Consider the following 5307-nt stretch of genomic DNA (forward strand, 5'->3'; position numbering starts at 1 on the left):
CCCCGCCCGCGCCGGCCGCCCCGCCCGCGCCGGCCGCCCCGCCCGTGCCACAGCGCGGTCGGCTGGTGGGCCGCGAGGCGGAGATGGAACGGGTGCGGGCCCTGCTGGAGAACACCCGCCAGGGCAACGGCCAGGTGCTGTTCGTCCTCGGCGAGCAGGGCATCGGCAAGACCGAGCTGCTGCACGAGGTGGAGCGGCGTCTGTCTGCCACCGAGGTCCGGGTCGTTTGCACCTGTTGCGTCGCCACCCCGGCGACCGCGCTCTACTTCCCTTGGGAACAGGTCCTGCGTCAGCTGACGGACTGGCCGGCAACCGACGAGCAGGCACTGGACGACCGGCCGCACTGGACGCCTGGGCACCACTTCGCCCACCAGCGGCGGATTTGCCAGGCGGTGATGTCCGCCGCCCAGCACACCCCCGTGGTCATCCTCCTGGAGGACCTGCACCGCGCCGACGTGCGGGTGCTGGAGGTACTGCACCTGCTGACGACGCAGATCTGTAACACCAAGGTGATGATCCTGGCCACGGTTCGCAAGCACAAGCGCCCCAGGGAGGAAGGCCTCTCGGTGCGCCGGACGCTGGGCCGCATCCTCTAGGAGAGGAACGCCGCGCTTTGCATCTGCGCGACCTGACCGACAGGCAGACCCGGGAGCTGATCGCCTCCGTCACCGGCACCGTGCCAGCGCCCGACCGGGTGCGGCACCTGCGCCACGCCACTGGCGGCAACCCCTTCCTGCTGCTCAGCATGGCCACCACGGAGACCAACGGCGAGGCACGGGAGGAGCAGTCGATCCCGTTCGAAGTGCGCGAGGTGCTGCACGAGCGGCTGCGGGCATTCCCGCCGAAGGCGGTGGACGTGCTCAATCTGTGCGCCGTGATCGGCACCGTCGTGCAACGGCCGCTGGTCGAGGACGTGCTGGCCGAACGGGGGCTTCCCCGGATGCTGGTCGACGACGCCCTGAGTACCGGTCTGTTGCAGACCGACCCCGCCGACGAGAACCTGCTCCGCTTCGCCCCCGGCCTGGTGCGCGACCTGCTGCTGGAGGACGCCTCGCCGCTCACCCGCGCCGAACGGCACCGCGATGTCGCGAAAGTACTGGCCCGCAAGTTCCGGCCGGGAGACGACACCGCCGAGACCCGCCGCCATGTCGTGGCGACCACCCGCGTCCTCGGTGCCCGGGAAGGCCTGCACCCGCTCCTGCTGACGGCGGACCGAGCACAGGGACGATTCTGCCACTCCGAGGCCCTGCATCAGCTGGAGGATGCGGCGGCCGTGCTCTCCGAGCTCCCCCGGGACGAGTCGACCTCGACCGTGGAACTCGACGTGCACAAACGGATGCTGTGGCTCTACGGTCTGCTGGAGGGATACGGCTCCCCGCGCGTCGGGCACCTCTTCGTCCGGGCGCGCGAGCTGGAGCGCACGGTCGACGGCACCCAGCCTACCGATCTCCTGCACACTCGGGCGATCATCGCCCTCACCTCGGGCCGCTACACCACCGCCGCGCAGACCGCCGGGCTGCTCTACGAACTGGCCGAGCACGGTGGCGGTCCCCTCGCCAGATCGGCGGCCTGCTACGCCGACGGCGTCACCCTGCACGTGACCGGCCGCCTCAACGAAGCCCTCGCCACCCTCAGTCAGGGCGCCCGGATCATGGACAACCTTGTCGCCGACCGCCACCCCATGGCCCACCGCAACCCCATACTCACCGACCAGTCCATAGATTTCCGCGCCTACCTGGCCCTCACCCACTGGCTCATGGGCGACCGTGCCGGAGCCCAGCACTACCGCTCGGAACTCCTGCGGCTGACCAAGTCCGACCGCTACGACCGGCCCTGGGACCGGGCCTTCGCCCGCTACGTGGACGCCGTGATCGCCGTCGCCGAAGGCGATGTGGAACGCGCCTCTCTCGCCGGGCGGGCCGGCCTCGACCTGGCCACCAGGTGCCAGCTCACCTACTGGTGCCTCATGGTCTCGGTGCCGCTCGGCTGGGCCGAGGTGTACCAGGGAATGCCGGAGGCCGGTCTGCCCCGCATCCGCAAGGCGATCGACGCCGCAACCGACGACCGCACCCTGCTCCGCCGCACCCTGCACCTCGGGCTGCTCGCGGACGCCCTGCAGCACACCGGCGCCGCCGACGAGGCCCACCAGACCATCGCCCAGGCGGCCCAAGAGATCGAGGAGCGCGGCGAGTACGTGTACTTCCGCACCCATTGGCCCTTCGCTTCCCTGCTGCACGAGGTCCGTCCGAGCGGGGCGTTCGGGACCGCGAGGGCATGACCCGCTACACACCCAGCAGGATGACCCCGGCGAACACGAGGAAGACGCCGCCGGTTACTAGGTTGATCGTCCTGATGTTGCCCTGGTAGCGCTCAAAGACGGGGGCCAGGGAGACCAGGAACGCGACCGCGAAATACCAGAGCGTCGCCATGACGATCATCAGCAGCAGGACGGCGATCCGGAGTTGCGCCGAGGCCCGGACCGGCAGCAGACCGGCGAACAGGCCGACGAAGAACACCGCCGCCTTGGGATTGCCAGCGTTGGTCAGGAACCCGCGACGCCAGGCCTGCCAGCCCACGAACCCCGTCCGCGGCTGCGCGGTGCCCGAAAAGGGGTTGCCCGCGGTACGGGGCATTCTCAGGGCAGAGCGCACACTGGTCACGCCGATATAGGCCAGGTATCCGGCGCCGAAGACCCGGAGCACATCGTACAGCCACTCCACGCGCGTCAACAACGTGGACAGCCCTGTCATCGCCGTCACCAGCCACAGGGTGATCCCGGAGATGACGCCGACTGCCGTCAGCAACCCGTCGCGCCGCGAGGCGGTGGTGGCCGACTGCACCACGGCAAGGGTGTCCGGGCCCGGGCTCGCCAATAAGACACCCCAGGTAACTGCAAGCTCTAGAAGCACAGTTGACATGCCGGTCATTCTCGCACCGGGCAGGATCGACGACGAATCCGACGATCACGGACGCGATGCGAGATGGCCGAAACCGGCGGCGTCCGGGGAGGCCACCGCCGTACGGACCTCACGCCAGTCCGTAGCCGCCGCGGAAGAAGACCAGTTGTGAGGTTCGGGGAAGGCGTCACTGGGGTGTTCGGGTTTCTTCGCCAGTGATGTGGGCTCGTTTTTGTGCTGGTCGGTGGGTGCTTCAGTTGGTTGATCATGGTGGTGGTGTTCCGGATTCCGTGGTGGTGTGATTCCGGATTTGCCGGTGGTGTGTTCGTTGGATCTCCTTCGTGGCGTGGGTGCTATAGCGCATGAGGGCGCGGTTGGTGGCAAAACGGGAGCATTGTCACCCGTCCCGGTGGTCGACGGGACTCTTGTCGGTGTGTGGGTCTTAGCGTCTCGTTCGCTGCGCTTGTTATGGGCGTTTCGTGAACTCCCCTGTGTGGGGCGGTAGTTGACTGCCCGGAGGGTGGCGCTGTGATCACTGTTTGGTTACCGGTTCGCTCGGTGCGCGCATGTTGGCTGCGGTGACGACGGGTGACGCCCCTGAGGGCGTGGATGACGGTTTGGGGCGGGATCGGGATGAGTTGCGGCCTGCCGCGGTGGCCCAGCTGCTGTGGCTGCGCGGGATGGCGGGGGGGTGCCTCTATGTCCTTCGTCAAGGCACCCCTGTCGGGTTTGGGGTGATTCGGTCTTGCTGGGGTCATGCGGCGAGCTCGACGTCCGCGGGCGTGCGGGATTCGTAGAAGGTGCCGTCTCGGAGCATGGCGAACAGGACGCTGATGCGTTGGCGGGCGAGGCGGAGGAGGGCCTGGGTGTGGGTCTTACCGCGGGCGCGTTGCTTGTCGTAGTAGGCGCGGGAGGCGGGATCGGCGTTCATGCAGGCGAATGCGGAGAGGAACATGGCACGTTTGAGCTGCCGGTTTCCTCCTCTGGGTGCGTGTTCGCCGTGGATCGAGGTCCCGGACGACCTGGTCGCCGGGGCGAGGCCGGCGTAGGAGGCGAGGTGGGCGGCGGTGGGGAAGCTGGTGCCGTCGCCGACGGTGACCAGCAGGACGGCAGCGGTCCTGACGCCGACGCCGGGCATCGATGTCAGGACCGGGGAAAGAGGGTGGGCCTCCAGCAGGGCGTTGATCTGGGCTTCCATCGCCCTGCGCTGGTTGTGGACGGCGGCGAGCGAGGCGGCGAGGGAGGGGATGACGATGTCGAGGGTGCCGGTGCCGGGAACGACGACGGTCTGCTCGTCGAGCGCGTCGAAGACATCGTCGATCAGCCTGGTGGCCATGCGTGGGGCCTTCGGGCGGATCAGCTCGACGAGTCGGCGGCGGCCTGCCTTGCGCAGGGCGGCCGGGGATCCGTAGCGCTCCAGCAGCCAGGTGACGGCGTGGTGGTCCAGGCGCGGGCCCAGGACGCGTTCGAGGCTGGGGTGGAACTGGGTGAGCAGGCCGCGTATGCGGTTGGAGGTGTGGGTGGCCTCGGCGGCGAGGTCCTGGTCGAAGCCGACGAGCACGGTGAGTTCGGCGGTGATCTCGTCGGTCAGCTGAAGCGAGCGCAGGGTGTGCGGCATCGTTCGTGCGGCGTCCGCGATGACGGCGGCGTCCTTGGCATCGGTCTTGGCCTCGCCCGGGTAGAGGTCGGCGATCCGGCGCATCGCGAGTCCGGGCAGGTAGGCGACGCGGCAGCCGGCGTCGCGGGCGACGGTCAGTGGCAGGGCGCCGATGGAAGCGGGCTGGTCGACCACGACGAGGACGGTGCCGAACTTCGCGGTCAGTTTGTCGAACACGGCCCGCAGTCTGGGTTCGCTGTTGGGCAGCGGTTTGTCGAAGACCTTCTTCCCGGCCGGGGTGAGGCCGTGGCCGTGGTGGGCACTCTTGCCAACGTCCAGGCCCAGGAACACGCCCACGTCTTTGATCTCGAACATCGTGCCCCTTCCCAGGGGGTGTTGACGGTGCCGGCCTCGGCTCGGGTGTCGTGCTCGCGCATCCACGTTATGCAGACCTGCCGCCCGCGAACTGCCCGGCATGAGCTGCCCCGAGTTTCATAGAGTCCGGTGATCTTGTTTCAGGCGGACTGCGGGGCTTGCTCCTGGCTTCGCCAGAAGTCGAGTTCGTACTCGGCGGGCGGTACGTAATCGAGCGCGGAGTGGAGGCGTTCTTCGTTGTACCACGTGACCCACTGGAAGATCGCCCGCTCGACCTGGTCGAAGCCGGTCCAGGGGCCCTGCATCTCGATCAGCTCGGCTTTGAAGGTGCCGTTCAGGGCCTCGGCCATCGCGTTGTCGTAGCTGTCCGCGACGGACCCGACCGACGCGGAGGCGCCGATGTCGGCGAGCCGGCCGGTATAGCGAATCGACACATAT

5 protein-coding genes are annotated in these 5307 nt (G+C 68.6%); 2 read left to right on the plus strand and 3 right to left on the minus strand.

Annotated elements, in window-relative coordinates:
• On the plus strand, positions 1–596 hold a 596-nt coding region (locus ACFWN1_RS31370; protein WP_384369517.1), incomplete at its 5' end, for an ATP-binding protein.
• A gap of 17 nt (positions 597–613) precedes the next feature.
• Positions 614–2278 carry a hypothetical protein gene (locus ACFWN1_RS31375; RefSeq protein WP_384369520.1) on the plus strand — a complete coding sequence of 555 codons (1665 nt, stop codon included), beginning with the start codon at positions 614–616 and terminating at the stop codon, positions 2276–2278.
• A gap of 4 nt (positions 2279–2282) precedes the next feature.
• Here the strand turns inward: ACFWN1_RS31375 and ACFWN1_RS31380 are convergent, their stop codons facing one another.
• The 3 genes from ACFWN1_RS31380 to ACFWN1_RS31390 form a co-directional block, all read right to left on the minus strand.
• Positions 2283–2927 (minus strand): LysE family translocator, encoded by a 645-nt coding sequence (locus ACFWN1_RS31380; protein WP_384369523.1) that lies wholly within the window; start codon positions 2925–2927, stop codon positions 2283–2285.
• A gap of 724 nt (positions 2928–3651) precedes the next feature.
• On the minus strand, positions 3652–4869 hold the full coding sequence (locus ACFWN1_RS31385) for an IS110 family transposase (protein WP_384369526.1): 1218 nt from the start codon (positions 4867–4869) through the stop codon (positions 3652–3654).
• 140 nt (positions 4870–5009) lie between these two features.
• Positions 5010–5307 (minus strand): transposase (locus ACFWN1_RS31390; RefSeq protein ID WP_384369529.1); only part of this gene is annotated, 298 nt, incomplete at its 5' end.

The sequence above is a fragment of the Streptomyces sp. NPDC058459 genome (genome assembly GCF_042721685.1).
In the GTDB taxonomy this organism is placed as follows: Bacteria; Actinomycetota; Actinomycetes; order Streptomycetales; family Streptomycetaceae; genus Streptomyces.